A 15476-nucleotide genomic window follows, 5' to 3' on the forward strand; every position below is an offset into this window, starting at 1 on the left:
TATGCAGTGGCAATTCACCGGGCGTTCAGGTGAGATGCGCCAATTATGACAACCTTCGCACAATGATTTGTTGACCTGAGGGTCGCAAAGTCATTCTGTACCTCCGAGGAAGACAGAGAACCCGAATCCATGCCCACGCCCGTCGCCTACAGCATCCCCAACCTGCTCACCTATTTCCGAATCCTGATCGTGCCGCTGATCGTGCTCTGCTTCTTCGTCGAAGGCCGGCTGCACAGTTCGGATTTTGCGCGCTGGACGGCGGTCACTCTCTTTGCCATCGCCTCGATCACCGACTTCTTCGACGGTTATCTCGCCCGCATCTGGAAGCAGACCTCGAACATCGGCAAGATGCTCGATCCGATCGCCGACAAGCTGCTGGTCGCCTCGATCCTGCTGCTCGTTGCCGCCGACGGCACGATTGCCGGCTGGTCGATCTGGGCCGCCATCATCATTCTGTGCCGCGAGATCCTCGTTTCGGGTCTGCGCGAGTATCTGGCAGCGCTGAAGGTCAGCGTCCCGGTTACCCGCATCGCCAAGTGGAAGACGACGATCCAGATGGTGGCGATCGTCTTCCTGCTGGCCGGCCCCGCTGGCGACAAGATCCTGCCCTATACGACCGAGGCCGGTATCGTTCTGCTGTGGATTGCCGCGGCGATCACGCTCTACAGCGGTTACGACTATTTCCGCGCCGGCCTGAAACATGTGGTCAACGAATGAGCACCGTCAATCTCATCTACTTCTCTTGGGTGCGCGAACGCATTGGCAAGGGTGAGGAAACGCTGGAAGTCCCGGCCGACGTCGTCACCATTGCCGATTTGCTTGCGCATCTGAAAACCCTTGGGGAAGAATACGAGACGGCGCTCGAGCACCAGAACGTCATCCGCGCAGCGATCAACCAGGAGCATGTCGAGCATGGCGAACCGATCGCCGGCGCGCGCGAGATCGCTCTCTTCCCGCCGATGACCGGTGGCTGACGCCATGGGCGCGGCCGTCACCGTGCGCGTGCAGCGCGAGGACTTCGATCTTTCGGCCGAGGTTTCCAAGCTCTCTTCCGGCCGCCCTGACATCGGGGCGGTTGTGACGTTTTCGGGCCTCTGCCGCGACGAAGCGGGCACGCTGACCGCTCTCGAGTTAGAGCATTATCCTGGAATGGCCGAAGCCGAAATCGAACGCATCTGCAGGCTGGCGGTCGAACGCTTCGGGCTGCAAGCGGCAACGGCGATCCATCGCTACGGCAAGATCAATCCCGGCGAAAACATCGTGCTGGTGATCACCGCCTCGCCGCACCGGCAGGCGGCTTTCGATGGCGCCAACTTCATCATGGATTTCCTCAAGACCTCCGCTCCCTTCTGGAAGAAGGAGCACTCGAGCGACGGAACGGCCGGCGGTTGGGTCAGCGCCAAGGATGCCGACGACACGGCGCGTGATCGCTGGAAACGCTGACATCAGGGGATGATTTTCTCCTGCCGCGTCACCGCGAGCACGATGACGAGGAAGCCGAAGATCGCGAAATCCCGCCAGAGGATCGGGCCATACGCGCCCCAGAGCGTTTCGAGCAGGCCGATCGCTGCTGCACCGAGCGCGGCACAAAGCGGCGAGGTCTGGCCGCCGATCGCCGCGATGAACAGCACCTTGACCCCGAAGGTTAGCCCGGTGCCGAAATCCATGTTGCCATAGTAGGACGCGGCCAGGATGCCACAGCAGGCGGCGATCAGCGACGCGGCGCCATAGGCGGCGATATAGACACGCGCCGCATCGATGCCGCACAGGGCAGCAGCGCCACGATCCTCTGACACCGCTCGCCACGACCGCCCGGCGCGACTATGCGCCAGAAACCAGTGACCGCTCGCGACCAGCGCCACCATCAACAGCGTGTTGAGCAACTGGATCACCGTCAGCGTCACCGGGAACTTGGCATCGGACCAGAAGACGATGTTGCCGTTCAGAAACGGTGGCAGCCACAGGCTCTTCGTTTCCGACGCCAGCCGCGCGGTCTCCATCAGCACCAGAAGACAGCCAAGCGACGCGACGACGACAGTGTTGGCCGACGAGAATGCAAGCGGGCGCATCACATAGCGCCCGGCGACAAGCCCTGCCCCGACGCCGAGTGTGAGGCCCGCTGCGGCGCCGAGGCCGAGCGCTACCGGCAGCACCAGCCACAGTTGGTTCCAGCCGAAATTGGCAAACAGCACGAACATCTGGCCGGCGAAGGCAAAGAGAGCACCGTAGGTGAGATCGGCCCGGCGGGTCACGGCAAAGGCGATGGCATAGCCGAATGCCAGCGCAGCATAGAGCGCGGCGATAGGGACGGCATTGGCGATCTGCTGCAGGAAATAGAGCATGGCGCATCCGGGAGCGTGACAACATCAATATAACTGGTAAAATCACATTTACCAGTTAGGATTTGTTCATGACCTTCACCTGGACCGCACACCGATTTGCCGGCGGCGCGCTGGCGCTGGATGTCGCCAACTCCGTCATCCTGCGCTTTGATCCCGCGAGGCGGATCGATCGCTTTGCCGACGTCCCGGCGCTCGACGGCTTCGCCGGAGCCGCCAACCGGTTCTGCGCCGAGAGCCAACGCTTTGGCACGCTGTTGCCCGTTGCCGAGCCGAACCGCACCAGGCTCTTGACGTTGCGCGAGGCAACGGATCGGCATTTTCGGGCGCAGGCGGAGGCCGAGCAGCGGGTAGACTTGATGGCCGACCTGCTCGAGGCGATCGCCGCGGTGTTGCGTGGTGCCGGCAACGGTGGAGACGCAGTCGCGCTCGACACCGCTACGGCCCATTCCGCACTCAGCCTCGTCGCCAATCCCGAACCCGATCGGCTGAAGATCTGCCCCAATTGCGGCTGGCTATTTCTGGACAGGAGCCGCAACCGCAGCCGGACCTGGTGCGACATGGCCGTCTGCGGCAACCGCAGCAAGGCCAAGCGTCACTATCGCCGCAGCAAGGAGGAGGCACAATGATAATACGGACGATTGCAACGCTTGCGGCCATGATGACGGTGATGCTGATCGCCGGCTGCCAACGGGAGACCGGCCCCGATCCGCTAAAGCTGACTGGCAAGATGTTCATCTTCAACTACCGCCTCGCCTATGCCGTCTACACGATCACGCTCCAGAAGACGGAGCCCGTGCCCGAGGGTAGCATTGTCATCGCGACATTCGAGAACCCGGTGGGCGGCGAGTCGCTCAAGGTGACGCGCAAGCTCTTTCCAAAGCTCGACAGAGTGGTGCTGGAAAGTCCCGATCTGACTTGTGTGAAAAAGGAAAGGCCCTATGCGGTGACGATCGAGGTGAAAGGACCTGCGGGCGAAACGCTGCAGAAACTGGAGACCACCGTCACCTCCGATGTCGACCAAGATATCTTGCCGGCGAAGCCACTGGTCGAGGGTCCGGCATACGACAAGAATCCGGCGGTCTTCCGGGACGGCAAGGCGCCGGAGCATTTTGAAACGGCAAAGTGCCCGATATGAAAAAACCGGAGCGTTTCCGCTCCGGTTCAATCGAGTGATTTCAAGCCGTTATGGCCGGAAATGCAGATATTGAATTCAGCCGACGATTTCGGTGCCGGAGAACCAGTATGCGATTTCTTCAGCAGCCGTTGCCGGAGCGTCCGAACCGTGAACCGAGTTTTCGCCGATCGAAAGGGCGTGAACCTTGCGGATCGTGCCTTCATCAGCGTTTGCCGGGTTGGTGGCGCCCATGATTTCGCGGTTCTTGGCGATGGCGTTTTCGCCTTCGAGAACCTGAACGATGGTCGGGCCCGAAGACATGGACTCGACGAGTTCGCCGAAGAACGGACGTTCCTTGTGAACGGCGTAGAAGCCTTCAGCTTCGCGGCGGCTCATCCAGACGCGCTTGGAAGCAACGACGCGCAGGCCGGCGTCTTCGAGCATCTTGGTGATGGCGCCGGTCAGGTTACGCTTCGTTGCGTCCGGCTTGATCATCGAAAAGGTACGTTCAATCGCCATTGGCTCAATTCCCTTGTTTTCTTGAGAAGTGGCGGTTCATTAGCCGCCAATTCCGCGCAAAACAAGGGGGTTCACTCACGATTCGCCGCGAGCCTTGCGGGTTTCACGCCGCTGTCACAGAGCGGCCGATGCCATCGTGCAGGTCGAGGCAACGCTCGAACCAGTCTGTGACCGGATCGCCTTGGGAAAGCAGGCGTTGCGGCGAAACGATACGCGCCCATTGCAGCGCACCGAAGACGATGTAGTCGGCAAAGAGTGGCCGCTCGCCGCCGAGATAGGGCTGAAACTTCAGCATATGGCGCAGCGGCTCAAGCTTGTCGGAGAAGGTCGCAAGGGCCGCGCCTCCGGTTTCAGCCACCGCTTCGAGCGAAGTGCCGAAGCGCGCCTCGCGACTTTCGCGGAAATAGACCCGATCGACCGGATCGAGCCTGTCGTGAATATCCTTGATGATGATGCGAGCGATTGCCGGATGCAGCGTCGTCTGCGACCAGCCCTCGATGAAGCGGGCCATGGCCATGCCGCCCGGTCCGCCAAACAGCGACGGCCGATCCGGGTAGTTCTCGTCGAGATAGACGGCAATCTCAAAACTGTCCTGTACCAGCCGGTCGCCGTCGCGCAGAAGCGGCACGAGCTTGGTGGCGCCTTCCTCTACCTTGGGGATCTCGGTAAAGCCGATCGGAACGACGTCGAAGTCGAGCCCCTTATGCGCAAGCGACAGCTTGGTCTTCCAGACATGCGGTGAAAAAGGTCGGGCCCTGTCGGCACCGCAAAGCGAATAGAGTTTCCTGCTCACGTGATCTCCCGGCGAAAATTGGATCGTCTCACCTCATTCGACGCCAGACGGATCGAACGATCAAATGATTAAATTTCATGGGTGGCATTCGCCACAGGAATGCGGATCTGCGCTAACTTCGCGACCACGAAGGAGAAACAGATGCTCGATCATTTTCGCATGTTCGCCGACTACAACATCTGGGCCAACCGCCGGCTCTACGCAGCGGCCGCAGAACTTCCGGACAGCGAACTGAGGCAGAGCAAGGGTGCATTCTTCGGGTCAGCGCTTGCGACGCTCAATCATATCCTTGCCGCGGATCGGATCTGGATGAAACGTTTCACCGGCGAAGGCGACGCGCCGACAGCGCTGGATACGATGCTCCATGAAGATCTCGCCAGCCTTACCAGCGCACGCGAACGGGAAGATGCGCGAATGATTGCCTGGATCTACGGGCTCGATGAGGCGCGGTTTGCCGCCACCTTCAATTACACGACGCTGAGCTCACCAGTGATCGTCACGCAGAAGCTCGGGCCAACGCTCGCCCACGTCTTCAATCACCAGACCCATCACCGCGGCCAGGTGCACGCGACGCTGACAGCGCTTGGGCGTCCATCAATTGTGCTGGATCTCGCGTTCTTTTTGTGGACCGAAGGCGAAAAGTGGGCGAACTAAAACAGCCCATCTGGCACTCGGCCGCAGATGATTAAGCGACAGTCCGGGCTTGGGCCTTCCGTTCACAGCCGCCTTGAGCAATTGGCGTTGCAAGAGCCAGGCGGCGAGGCCAAGCGCGATGCCGCCTGCGATCGAGACTGTGGAAAAGAGCACCGTTGGGAGATGCGGCTGCAGCGGCGTCATCAACAGCTCCGGCACGAAACGGTGCAGGATGTAGATATGGAAGCCGGCAGCCGATAGCGGCAGCACCAGCTGCGCTGCCCAGCGCGGAACGCTGACGCGCGGCGCATAGACCAGAGCAACGAGCACGGCGATCAACAGCAGATACTTGATCTTCGTGCCGATCCAGACGCCCTCGTAAAGGCCGAAAAACAGGAAGGCGCCAGCTCCCGCGACCACCAGAAGCAGTCGCTGCAGATGCGTTTCGGCGATCGCGGCGCACCAGCCGATCACAGCGAGATAGAAGATCCATGGCAAGGTGAAGATCTGCCGGTTGCCGATCGGCCAGAGTATCGGCAAGGCCAGCCTGGCGATCAGCGCCACGCCGAGCAACAGCATGCCCATCGCAAAGGGCTGCCGAGCAGCAAGCCGCCGGAAGCGCTGGATCGCGAACAGCGCCACGAAGACCAGCATCATCTGGCAATAGGCTTCGATGAACCAATAGAGGTAGGGCACCATGCCACGGGTCTCCGGATCGGCGAAACCGAAATTGCCGACAAGGAAGATCGATGCCCAGGGGACTTCGCCCCAAACGGCGGCATAGGCGCCGACAATGAGATAATAGGGCACGAGGATCTGCGTGAGTGGTCGCAGAATAGCCAAGCCACCACCGGCCAGAAGCGGCCCCATCTGGAATCGGGCGAGGCTGAAACCGGCAAGGATAACCATGGCAGCCGATCCGCCCGGCAGCGGCCACAGGGTTTCGTGGTGAAGAACGACGAGCAATATAGCCAAGGCACGGATGATCAGATCCATTCCGATCCTTGCCGTCGCCGTTTCTCGCTTTTCCAGCGCCGCAAGTGTTGCGATCGGCATGGCCTCCCACATCTCCGGAGCCTGTCCAAGCGCCTTTTCGAGACCAATCGAGAGCTGCACGAAACGCAGCGAATCTCCGCCGAGCGAGAGGAAGCTATCCTCCGGCTTCACCCGTGCAGGATAGAACACTTGCTGGAAGAGGCTTTCGATACCTTCGCGATCGCCGTGGCCGGCGGCGATCGCCTGCTTTGCTGCAAGGCTCAGGGCACCATAGTCGACTTTGCCCGATGGCAACCTCGGGATTTCCGGCACGTGCGTGGCCATGATGTGGGCAAGTGTCAGGCCGCTCGCGGCAACGAGCAGGCGGCGCACGTCCTCGAGTCGGCCTTCGCCCTGAAAGAAGGCATGCAGCCCTTCGTCATCGCCGACGATTGCCGCCACAACACCGCGCCGCTCGAGCGCGTGCTCGAGGGTATCGTGGCCGATGCGCAGGCCAGCGATCTTGGACATGCGTTTCATGCGTCCAACGATGCGGAAAAGGCCATCGGTTTCGCGGACCGCCAGGTCGCCCGTATGCAGTTCGTCAAGGTCTGCGCCGCGGGCCAGGTCCTGCCGCGACGAGGCGTAGCCCATCATCACATTGGGGCCGCGATAGACAAGTTCGCCGGCGACACCGGCACCGGCAATCGCTCGCCCCTCATCATCCGCGATCGATAGCATGCCACCGGGAATGGCGACGCCGATCCGGTCTTCATTGCCCTTGAGCCGCGCGGGGGGAACATAGGCGATGCGGGCCGTCGCTTCGGTCTGACCGTACATGACGAATAAAGCGGCGCCTTGGGCGCGAAGATGCTCGTCATAGGCACGAACGCGCTCCGGCGCCATACGTCCGCCGGCAACCGTCATGAAACGCAGTTGCGGGAACGCACGGTCGCGAAAGCCGACCTTTTCCAGGAGTTCATAGGAATAGGGCACGCCGGAAAGATTGGTGCAGCCGCTGGCCGCAAGACCGTCAAGGAATCCTGGATCAAGGATCGAGCCGCTGGGAACGTAAAGGCTGGCGCCGACAGTCAGATGGGCGTTCAGCACCGAAAGGCCATAGGAGTAATGCAGCGGCAGGATCAAGCAGCTGCGATCGTCGGCGCCAAGCTCCAGATATTCGGCAATCGAGCGGGCATTGACCGAAACATTGCCAGCCGAAAGCCGCACCGCCTTGCCGCACCCGGTACTGCCAGAGGTCGACAGCAGGAGGCCGAGGTCCGGATGCAACGGCTTGTCACTGCCCCCCAGATGTTCGGTTCGCCAACGGCCGTCGATCCGGCAATAGGCACAGTCCGGTTCGAACATGTCCGTCCAGGCCGCAGTGCCGGCGGCGCGCGGCGCCTGCATGGCAACCACATGTCCGGCCTTAAGCGCTGCGAGATAGGCAATGATGGCATGTTCGGAGAGTTCGGGCTCAAGCTTTATCAGCGCGCGGGTGCGCGGAAAAAGTGCGACCTGACGGTCGACCCTTTCGTGCAGGTCGCGGTAGCTGACGAAACGCCGACCGGGAAGAACCAGAGCGGGACGCTCGCCCCACGCCGCAAGATCCGCGATGAATGAAGGGGGCATTGTCAAACCATCACTCTGCATTCGAGCCTCCCGCCCGATTTAGCAAGGCGGGATATAATTGTTGACAAGCTCCGTCAACTATAAACATGAACTAAAACAGCAACTTTCGACTTTCCGCTCCAATCGGTTGCGCCAGTCCCTCCTGCGGTGGGATTTCGACAACCATACCGGGCAGATCTGGTATCGCGCCTGGTATCTTCAGACTCCCTTAAACGCAGCGCCGCCATAGTGTTTTCGGATCCCATACAGGCATCGAGGACGACCACGGAATGACCAGGCAAGTTGCCGCGAACACCGGCCGATCGCAGACGAAAAGCACCACCATCATTTTGAAGGTGGCGCAATCCATGTCTCAGCTTGGCATCGCGGCACTGCCACGCAACTATGAACTTGTCTATGAAGCCTTGTCCGGCCGGCTACCGCAGCTTTCGCGCGATCTGGCGGCGCTCGGCGCCACGCCGCAGCAGGACGCCCTCGACGAACTCGGCCTCAAGCATCATCTGGTGGCTCACGGGGCACTTGCCGCCGACAGGGCAAGGGCAGCAGCACAGGAGGCCCTGAGCGAACTTGCTCTGCAGCTGAGGCACAGCCTGGCGCAGAAACACGCCTTCAGAAGCCAGCTCGACCGCTTCAAAGACCGCCTGGTCGCCGACCCGGTTGCCGGCCTGTCGGAGTTTGCCGACGACGCAGCGAGGTTGCGGGATGCGGCCGGCCTGCTGATGAATGAAGAACAGGCTTTTCAAACAGCCTTGCAGGTAAGCGCCGAGCGCTTTGCAGCGCTGGAAGGCGAGTTCGCCGAAAGCCGCAAACCGTTGACCCGCGACCCCGCCACCGGCCTGCCCAATCGCCTGGCCCTGGCGGCGCGTTTGAGAACAATGCTGGAAGCCGAAGGCATAACCGAGCCGGTTGCCCTGCTTGTCGTGTCAGTCGAGGGGTTGCGCGGTATCGCCGAGCAGCACGGCGGCAGCGCGGCAGAAAAGGCGCTCGGCAAACTTTCGACGCTGTTTCGCAAGTCGATCAAGAAGAGTGACTTCGTCGCACGCGTCGGCGGCCAGGAATTTGCGTTCCTCTGCAGCGACGTCACAGAGGAGAACGCCGAAGCAATTGCGCAGCGCATCCAGCAATCGGTGGAGGCGCTGCGCGTCGCCCTGCCCGGCCGTGCTTTCACGACCGAAACCCTTTCGCTCTCGGCCGGCATCGCGACGGCCCAGCCGATGGCGACGCCAGCCGACGTCATGCAGCAGGCCGAACTGGCGCTTGCGGCCGCCCGAACGGGATCGCGCTCGGGAATTCTTGCCTATACGCCGGAGCTTGGCGGCAAACGGGCGAAGATCTATTCGCCGCACGCTGCCTAAAGCGCGTCGCGATCTCCAGGGTTCATGCCGCTTCTGACTGCCGCTCATGCACGGCCATCCGGCTCGTGCCGATTTCGCAAGCCTTGTCACCCAGCCGACCGAGCAGGCGATGAAGATCCGTGCGCTCATTGTCATCGAGCGCCGAGAAAAGCTCTTCGATCATCTGACGACGTGGCCGGAGCGCCGCTTCGAGGCCGGCCCGGCCGAGGTCGGTAATCGAGATGATCTTTGCTCGCCGGTCCTCGGGATCCGGCTCGCGGACGACCATCCCGTCGCGCTCAAGTCCGTCGATCGCCTCAGTGACGGTTCGCGGGGCAAAGCTGAGTGCCGAAGCGATGTCGGCGCAGCGACATGGACCGAGTTCGCTGAGATAGAACAGGAACTTGCTGCGCGCGAGCGAGACGCCTTCTTCACTCATGGACGCGTTCACCAGGCGGTGGACGCAGTGGTAGAGTTCGAAGAGCCGCTCAGCGACGTGAATTTTTTCTGTCATGGCAAATCACCTCATTGGCAACGCCAAAACGAGATAACCCGGCCCCGCTTGGCGGGACCGGGTTATCTGGTCGTCCGTTTGGCGTGGGTTATTGACTGTCCTGACCGGTCTTGCCGAAGGCCTTCGCATTGCCGTTGGCAATCGCGCCTGTCGCCGCGGCGTCAACCGCCTTGTTCTCGATACCGGCATAGTAATCACCACCGTCGACGGTGTTTGCGGACACGCCGGCACCTGCCGAAGCGTCTGCACGACCGGTAAAGAGCGGCTTCGGGCTGACGCCTTCATAGTAGCTGCCGCCGGCAAAGGCGGTGGATGCGCCGGCCAACGTTGCCGCTGCAACGAGAAGCGTTGCGATGGACTTTTTCATGGGAGTTTTCCTTGATGGGGATGGAGCGTCATGGGGCTGGAAGCCCCATGACCGGAGACGGAATGCGCCTTAGCGGGAGATGCCCTGGTAGTATTCGCCTTCGCCGCCCTGAACAACCTGCGGCCTGGCATCGTAATTGTGGACCGAGCCGGTGGACGTACGGTCGACATATCCGGCTTCCGAACCGCGGATGTTCAAGGCGGAGCTACCGGCGGCCTTGGGAGCGCGTTCGGTAAACAGCGGGGTCGGGCTGATGCCTTCGTAATAGCTGCCGCCGGCAAAGGCGGCGGAGGCGCCGCCGAGAACGGCTGTTGCAACGAGAGCTGCGGCGAGTGCGGTGTGGATCGTGGTTTTCATCGTCTTTGCTCCTGGGAGGCTCGTTCGCTTGAACGAGGGTTTCATCAAAACTACGTTTGGCCGGATCGGTCTTTCCTGGAACGCGGTGGCCTTGCCGATGGCGTTCAGTCGATCGAGGCGGTCGGAAGAGCTTTCGCTGCCCTTCGCTTAAACAGATGGTCCCTCACGATGAGGATGTGTAGTATCGATTGTCGGAACGCGTTGTTCATGAATTGATAACAATGGCCCCTTGAAATCCGCGAACCAGACATCCACGCGCCGGGCCGAAACTGCAGTCGCGACGCACCTCTTGCCTTCCGGCTCAAGTCCGGGCAAAAGGCCGCAATGATCCAGATTTCCGGCCTTTCCGCCCGCATCGCGGGCCGTCTCCTCATCGAAAACGCATCCGTGACGCTTCCGGCGGGCACGAAGGCCGGGCTAGTCGGACGAAACGGTGCCGGCAAGTCGACGCTGTTCCGTATCATTACCGGTGAGTTCGCTTCGGAAGCCGGCACAATTTCGCTGCCCAAGAATGCGCGGATCGGCCAGGTCGCACAGGAAGCGCCCGGCACCGAGGAACCGCTGATCGAGATCGTGCTCAAGGCGGACAAGGAACGCACGGCGCTGGTCGCCGAGGCGGAGACCGCGACCGACCCGCACCGTATTGCAGAAATCCAGACCCGGCTCGCCGATATCGGCGCCCACTCGGCGGAGGCGCGTGCGGCGAGCATTCTCGCCGGCCTCGGCTTCGATCACGAAGCGCAGCTGCGCCCTGCCTCCTCCTTCTCCGGCGGTTGGCGGATGCGCGTGGCGCTCGCAGGCGTTCTCTTCTCCGAGCCGGACCTGCTGCTGCTCGACGAGCCGACCAACTATCTCGACCTCGAAGGTACGCTCTGGCTCGAAGATTACATTCGCCGCTATCCGCACACCGTCATCATCATCAGCCACGACCGCGATCTGTTGAACACGGCGGTCAACGCCATCGTGCATCTCGACCAGAAGAAGCTCGCCTACTATCGCGGGCCTTACGACCAGTTCGAGCGACAGAAGGCGGAAGCCGACGAGTTGCAGATGAAGGCGAAGGCCAAGAACGACGCGGCGCGAAAGCACCTCCAGAGCTTCATCGACCGCTTCAAGGCCAAGGCCACCAAGGCCCGCCAGGCGCAGAGCCGCGTCAAGGCACTGGAGCGCATGGGTACGATTGCGGCCGTGATCGAGGATCACGTTCAGGGCTTCTCCTTCCCAGAGCCGGAGAAAGAGGCCGCATCGCCGATTATCGCCGTCACCGGCGGAACCGTCGGATACGAGCCCGGCAACCCGATCCTCAAGCGCCTCAACCTGCGGATTGACACCGATGATCGCATCGCGCTGCTCGGCTCGAACGGCAACGGCAAGTCGACCTTCGCCAAGTTCATCTCCGGGCGGCTGGCGCCAGAATTCGGCGAGTTGAAGATCGCGCCGAACCTCAAGGTCGGCTTCTTCGCGCAGCACCAGCTGGATGATCTGATCCCGACCCAAAGCGCCGTCGAACATGTGCGTCGTCGCATGCCGGAAACACCGGAAGCCAAGGTGCGCGCCCGCGTGGCGCAGATGGGCCTGGCGACCGAGAAGATGGAAACGCCTGCCAAGGACCTCTCGGGCGGCGAGAAAGCACGCCTGCTGATGGGGCTGGCTGCCTTCGACGCGCCCAACCTGCTGATCCTCGACGAGCCGACCAACCATCTGGATATCGACAGCCGCAATGCGTTGATCACCGCGCTCAACGACTATTCCGGCGCCGTGATCCTGATCTCGCACGACCGCCACCTGATCGAGGCGACCGCCGACCGGCTGTGGCTCGTGCGGGACGGAACGGTGACGAGCTACGACGGCGACCTGGAAGACTATCGGAGCCTGATCGTCGGCGGCCCTAAGGCCAAGGAGGACAAACCCAAGGCAGCCGGAGCGGACGATTCCCTGTCAAAGGCGGACCAGCGCAAGGCCAACGCGGACAAGCGCGCATCGCTGGCACCTCTCAGAAAAAAGATCAACGAAATCGAATCGCTGACGGGAAAGCTGGAGAAAGTGATTCAAGCGCTCGACGCTGAACTCGCCGACCCAACGCTTTACGAAAAGTCGCCGGCGAAGGCCGCGCAGAAGGCCAAGGAACGCTCCGACGCAGTCGACAAACTTGCGCATGCCGAGGAACAATGGCTCGAGCTCTCGTCCGAGTACGAAGAGGCGATGGCCATCTGATCCGACACTTTCGAAATGGCTGTCCCGGCACGTCGCCGGTCAGCCGAGTTCGAAGGTGGTGATGCCGTAGATGCGGGCGAGCGGCAGATCGGGCACGACGCCTCGATACATCCGCGCCGTTTCGAAAACCGGTTTCATGTTGTAGCGCTCGCAGAGCGCACGCGCCGAGGCATTCGGCTCGGGAATGTCCAGGTGGATCTCCTCGCCCTTCACCGTCGCAGCCAGCTTTCGAAACACCAGGTCGGCTGCCGTCTCGCTTTCGGAAAAGAGCGGACCGATCCTGTAGCCCTGCCGGCAGGCGCGCAAGGTGCCGTAGCCGGCAATCGCACCGTCCCGGAGCAGCACGACGCTTCGTCGCGTACGGCCCGGTCTCAGCCATTCGGTGAGAAAAGTGTCGCGCCGGGCTGGCATGAAGCGACGGTCGTAGTCGATCAGCATCGGCATGTGGATCGGCGCAACCTCCACCAGGTCCGTACCCGGAGGCTCGACCGCGTCGACGATGCCGCCATAGCGGATATTGGCGTGGGCGAGAACGAAGCCAGACCGCCGGTAGTTCTCCTGCTCGGCAACGACACCGTCGAGACCGACAATGCGTTGTCCCGCCGCCGCCAAGGCGTGCTGCCACATCTGGCCGCCGATACCCTGCCGGCGGAAATCCGGTGCCGTTATGTAGAAGCCAAGGAAGGCATAGTTCTCGTCGTAGCGCACCAGCGATATGGCGGCTGCGAGCTTGTCCTCGCGCTCCGTCACCCAGTATCCTTCCGGATCCGCCGCCCAGAATGCCGCCGCATCGTCGAGCCCCGGGTTCCAGCCTTCGCGGGCCGCCCAATCGATGATGGCATCGAGTTCGTGGCGGCTGGCATGGCGGATTTCGTGGTGCATAATCTCTCCTCGTTCTGCCGGTCACCGCGCGTGTCGCGTTTGCTGCACATGTGGATTGGCATCATGGATTGTAGAAGCTACTGCATGCTCCTTAAATCCTATTCGATTTAAGGATAAAAACATGCAGCAATTCAAAGTGCTACAGCGACCTTTGCGCGTCTGATAAGACGCGCGGCGCTGTAGGGCACAGGAGGCCAGAAAGAATGGGTCCGTTGCCGTTTGTTTGGCGTTCAGCAAACCGGGCTCGCGTCTCTTCGGCAGTGCTTGCCCGCGCCGCGCAATCTGCTACAAGAACCGACAATAAATCATACTAATATGAGCGAAACACCATGCCTCCAATTCAAATCGCGCTTGTCGGCGTCGGCAAGATCGTTCGTGACCAGCACCTGCCGGCCATTGCCAAGAACGACGACTACCACCTGATTGCTGCGGCGAGCCGCCACGGCACCGTCGATGGCATCGATAATTTCAAGTCGATCGAAGCGATGCTGGAGGCCGTTCCCGCAATCGACGCGGTATCGCTCTGCATGCCACCGCAATACCGGTATGAGGCCGCGCGCACGGCCCTTGAGGCCGGCAAACATGTCTTCCTCGAAAAACCGCCAGGCGCCACATTGAGCGAAGTCGCGGATCTGGAGGCTCTGGCTGCATCTAAGGGGCTGTCACTGTTTGCAAGCTGGCATTCGCGCTATGCACCGGCAGTAGAGGCAGCGAAGTCGTTTCTCACCGCGACCGCAATCCACGATGTGAAGATCATCTGGAAGGAGGACGTGCGGCACTGGCATCCGAATCAGGAATGGATCTGGGCGGCCGGTGGCCTCGGTATCTTCGATCCGGGTATCAATGCGCTGTCGATCGTAACGCATATCCTGCCACGGCCGCTGTTCATAACCGCAGCCACGCTGGAATTCCCGGAGAACCGCGACGCCCCGATCGCCGCCACGATCGCCTTCACCGACGCGAACAAGCTGGCGGTTTCGGCAGAGTTCGACTGGCGCCAGACCGGTAAACAGAGTTGGGACATCGTCGCGCAGACCGCATCAGGCGAAATGGTGCTTTCGGAAGGTGGCGCAAAGCTCTCGGTCGACGGCAAGATTGTGCATGAGGAGCCGGAGCAGGAATATCCGATGCTCTACAAGCGCTTCGCCGAAATCATCAGGGCCAAGACGTCGGACGTCGATCTGGCGCCGCTGCGCCATGTCGCCGATGCCTTCATGCTCGGCCGACGCAAATTCGTCGAAGCCTTCCACGACTAGGCGTCCGGACAGGATCGAAAAACAAAACCCGCGGTTTGCCGCGGGCTTTGTCTTCTTGAAGCCGTTCTTGCGTCGCTCAGGCCTTCTTTTCCCAGCGTCCGTCACGGTTCTGTTGCCAATAGGTGAGGTTGTGGCCCTCACCCTTCAGCCGCTTCCAGTGACCGCGAGCGGCTTCGAGCTGTTCCTGGTCGTAGCCGTCGAACATGAAGACGATCCGCTCGTAAGTATCGACCGGTGGCGGGTTGGCACCGTCGACGACGAAGCGAACGGTTGCGGCATTGTGATTGCCATCGTCCGCCACCAGGAGAACCGGCTGCTCGGCAGCGAGTTCCCCGGCATCTGTCCCGTGCGGCAGGAAACTTTCGTCCCTGTAAACCCAGAGATGCGTATCGAGCGCATCGCGCCTCTCGGCATCGACCGTCTGCACCACCACCCTCCAGCCGCGCTCGACGCTTTTATCGAGCAGCGGTGGAAGTGCGTCCTCGAGCTTCGATTCCGTCAGGTGATAGAAAAGGACCTCGATCACACCGATCTCTCCACGACC

The 15476-nt window shown here is 61.5% G+C and carries 18 protein-coding genes; 9 read left to right on the plus strand and 9 right to left on the minus strand.

The window, feature by feature from the left end; all coding sequences use genetic code 11:
• Positions 1 to 129 precede the first annotated feature (129 nt).
• Genes pgsA through ASD03_RS00930 form a run of 3 tightly spaced genes read left to right on the plus strand, consistent with a single transcriptional unit; the run spans position 130 to position 1443 of the window.
• Entirely contained in the window at positions 130 to 717 is a 588-nt protein-coding gene (gene pgsA, locus ASD03_RS00920; RefSeq protein ID WP_025426482.1) for a CDP-diacylglycerol--glycerol-3-phosphate 3-phosphatidyltransferase, read from the plus strand.
• Complete coding sequence (moaD, locus tag ASD03_RS00925; protein ID WP_025426481.1) at positions 714 to 974, plus strand: molybdopterin converting factor subunit 1; 261 nt, start codon at positions 714 to 716, stop codon at positions 972 to 974. Before pgsA ends, moaD begins: the two co-directional genes overlap by 4 nt.
• Positions 975 to 978: 4 nt before the next feature.
• Positions 979 to 1443 (plus strand): molybdenum cofactor biosynthesis protein MoaE, encoded by a 465-nt coding sequence (locus ASD03_RS00930; RefSeq protein WP_025426480.1) that lies wholly within the window; start codon positions 979 to 981, stop codon positions 1441 to 1443.
• A 2-nt stretch (positions 1444 to 1445) separates the two neighbouring features.
• Here the strand turns inward: ASD03_RS00930 and ASD03_RS00935 are convergent, their stop codons facing one another.
• The gene (locus ASD03_RS00935) at positions 1446 to 2342 is read right to left on the minus strand and encodes a branched-chain amino acid ABC transporter permease (RefSeq protein WP_025426479.1); all 897 of its coding nucleotides are present in this window, start codon (positions 2340 to 2342) and stop codon (positions 1446 to 1448) included.
• Between the two features lie 68 nt (positions 2343 to 2410).
• Here ASD03_RS00935 and ASD03_RS00940 point away from each other — a divergent pair, with 68 nt between their 5' ends.
• Both ASD03_RS00940 and ASD03_RS00945 read left to right on the plus strand, forming a co-directional pair.
• Complete coding sequence (locus tag ASD03_RS00940) at positions 2411 to 2968, plus strand: CGNR zinc finger domain-containing protein (RefSeq protein WP_025426478.1); 558 nt, start codon at positions 2411 to 2413, stop codon at positions 2966 to 2968.
• Between the two features lie 29 nt (positions 2969 to 2997).
• Positions 2998 to 3477 (plus strand): hypothetical protein, encoded by a 480-nt coding sequence (locus ASD03_RS00945; protein WP_225906181.1) that lies wholly within the window; start codon positions 2998 to 3000, stop codon positions 3475 to 3477.
• A gap of 75 nt (positions 3478 to 3552) precedes the next feature.
• Here the strand turns inward: ASD03_RS00945 and ndk are convergent, their stop codons facing one another.
• A complete protein-coding gene (gene ndk / locus ASD03_RS00950) occupies positions 3553 to 3975 on the minus strand; it encodes a nucleoside-diphosphate kinase (RefSeq protein WP_025426476.1) in 423 nt (140 codons plus the stop codon).
• Between the two features lie 103 nt (positions 3976 to 4078).
• On the minus strand, positions 4079 to 4768 hold the full coding sequence (locus ASD03_RS00955; protein ID WP_025426475.1) for a glutathione S-transferase family protein: 690 nt from the start codon (positions 4766 to 4768) through the stop codon (positions 4079 to 4081).
• Positions 4769 to 4909: 141 nt separating this feature from the next.
• Between ASD03_RS00955 and ASD03_RS00960 the strand changes: the two genes are divergently transcribed.
• Complete coding sequence (locus tag ASD03_RS00960) at positions 4910 to 5422, plus strand: DinB family protein (protein ID WP_025426474.1); 513 nt, start codon at positions 4910 to 4912, stop codon at positions 5420 to 5422.
• Here ASD03_RS00960 and ASD03_RS00965 read toward each other — a convergent pair.
• Positions 5363 to 8029: an AMP-binding protein gene (locus tag ASD03_RS00965; protein ID WP_025426473.1), complete on the minus strand. Its 2667-nt coding sequence runs from the start codon at positions 8027 to 8029 to the stop codon at positions 5363 to 5365. The genes ASD03_RS00960 and ASD03_RS00965 overlap by 60 nt on opposite strands.
• Before the next feature lie 248 nt (positions 8030 to 8277).
• On the opposite strand from ASD03_RS00965, the gene ASD03_RS00970 reads away from it, so the two are divergent.
• Entirely contained in the window at positions 8278 to 9363 is a 1086-nt protein-coding gene (locus ASD03_RS00970) for a GGDEF domain-containing protein (RefSeq protein WP_025426472.1), read from the plus strand.
• Between the two features lie 22 nt (positions 9364 to 9385).
• Here the strand turns inward: ASD03_RS00970 and ASD03_RS00975 are convergent, their stop codons facing one another.
• The 3 genes from ASD03_RS00975 to ASD03_RS00985 form a co-directional block, all read right to left on the minus strand.
• Complete coding sequence (locus ASD03_RS00975) at positions 9386 to 9856, minus strand: MarR family transcriptional regulator (protein ID WP_025426471.1); 471 nt, start codon at positions 9854 to 9856, stop codon at positions 9386 to 9388.
• An 88-nt stretch (positions 9857 to 9944) separates the two neighbouring features.
• Positions 9945 to 10223: a hypothetical protein gene (locus tag ASD03_RS00980; RefSeq protein ID WP_025426470.1), complete on the minus strand. Its 279-nt coding sequence runs from the start codon at positions 10221 to 10223 to the stop codon at positions 9945 to 9947.
• A gap of 69 nt (positions 10224 to 10292) precedes the next feature.
• Positions 10293 to 10580 carry a hypothetical protein gene (locus tag ASD03_RS00985; RefSeq protein WP_025426469.1) on the minus strand — a complete coding sequence of 96 codons (288 nt, stop codon included), beginning with the start codon at positions 10578 to 10580 and terminating at the stop codon, positions 10293 to 10295.
• A gap of 324 nt (positions 10581 to 10904) precedes the next feature.
• On the opposite strand from ASD03_RS00985, the gene ASD03_RS00990 reads away from it, so the two are divergent.
• Positions 10905 to 12794 carry an ABC-F family ATP-binding cassette domain-containing protein gene (locus ASD03_RS00990; protein ID WP_025426468.1) on the plus strand — a complete coding sequence of 630 codons (1890 nt, stop codon included), beginning with the start codon at positions 10905 to 10907 and terminating at the stop codon, positions 12792 to 12794.
• 39 nt (positions 12795 to 12833) lie between these two features.
• Here the strand turns inward: ASD03_RS00990 and ASD03_RS00995 are convergent, their stop codons facing one another.
• Entirely contained in the window at positions 12834 to 13676 is an 843-nt protein-coding gene (locus ASD03_RS00995; RefSeq protein WP_025426467.1) for a GNAT family N-acetyltransferase, read from the minus strand.
• 329 nt (positions 13677 to 14005) lie between these two features.
• Between ASD03_RS00995 and ASD03_RS01000 the strand changes: the two genes are divergently transcribed.
• Positions 14006 to 14932, plus strand: a complete 927-nt coding sequence (locus ASD03_RS01000; protein WP_025426466.1) for a Gfo/Idh/MocA family oxidoreductase — start codon at positions 14006 to 14008, stop codon at positions 14930 to 14932.
• A gap of 76 nt (positions 14933 to 15008) precedes the next feature.
• On the opposite strand, the gene ASD03_RS01005 is transcribed toward ASD03_RS01000, so the two are convergent.
• Positions 15009 to 15458: a DNA polymerase III subunit chi gene (locus tag ASD03_RS01005; RefSeq protein WP_025426465.1), complete on the minus strand. Its 450-nt coding sequence runs from the start codon at positions 15456 to 15458 to the stop codon at positions 15009 to 15011.
• Between the last annotated feature and the right edge of the window lie 18 nt (positions 15459 to 15476).

Source organism: Ensifer sp. Root127 (assembly GCF_001425225.1).
GTDB classification, from domain to species: domain Bacteria; phylum Pseudomonadota; class Alphaproteobacteria; order Rhizobiales; family Rhizobiaceae; genus Ensifer; species Ensifer canadensis.